Annotated in this window: 1 protein-coding gene; it reads right to left on the bottom strand. The window is 75.8% G+C overall.

Annotated elements, in window-relative coordinates:
* Positions 1-783: FAD:protein FMN transferase (locus tag AC08ON_RS16755; protein WP_476617313.1), on the bottom strand; the 783-nt coding region annotated here is incomplete at its 3' end.
* Positions 784-887 lie beyond the last annotated feature (104 nt).

Here is an 887-nt window from a genome sequence, read left to right as displayed (position 1 = left end):
CGCCGTGTTCGCGTCGAGGCAGCTCGCGGCCGCCACGGTGGCGGTCCGCCAGACCACCGGCGCGGGCTGGCAGGTGCGCGGATCCAGGATGTGGTGCAGGAGCCGCCCGCCGCGCCGCCACCGCCGCCCGAGGGTGCTGGACGTCGCGACGGCGCTCCCGGCGGCCAGGGTGATGGTGCAGGCGGGCTCGCCCGGGCGGTCCTGGACCCGAATGCGCCAGCCGCCCTCCGGCGCGTTCCCGGCGGTGGCGACATCCCCGCCGAGGCTGACCAGCACGCCGGTGCCGAGCCGTTCGGCGACCAGAGCGGCGCAGCGGTCGGCGGCCTGCGCCTTCGCCGTCGCTCCGAGGTCGAGCCGCACGTCGTCCGGCAGCGTCATTGTGTTCCCGGTCAGCCGGATCCGCTGCCAGCCCGGCGCCGGCCGGTGCACTACCCGCAGCCGCCGGCCGTCCGACGGCAGCAACGTGATGTCCCGGTCGTAGCCGAGAGCGGCGAGCGGTCCGCCGACGGTCGGGTCTACGTCCCCGTCGGTGCGCCGGGCCGCGAGGAGCGCCGCACCGACGAGGTCCGCCAGCAGCGGGCTGATCCGTTGCGGCGTCCCATCGGCGTGATCGAGCTGGTTGATCTCCGCGTCGTCCCGGAAACGACTGGCGACCTCGTCAACGGCCGTGAGATGGTCCACGACGATCTCCCGGGCGGCGGCCAGTGCGCCGGGCTCGGTCACCACGAGCCGGGCGGTCGTGCTCCACACCGACCACTCGACCGCCGCTGCCGCGCCGGGCATCTCAGGAACCACCGGTCGACGCGTGCGTGGGACCGTCGGCGTTCCCCACCGTGGTCCCGCCCGACCAGCCGCCGGACGGGGACGCGCTGTCGGAGGTCGACGAC

Source organism: Frankia sp. CoWAU3 (genome assembly GCF_977971855.1).
The sequence above is the reverse complement of the archived record's forward strand: the minus strand, read 5'-3'. Positions and strand labels throughout refer to the sequence as shown.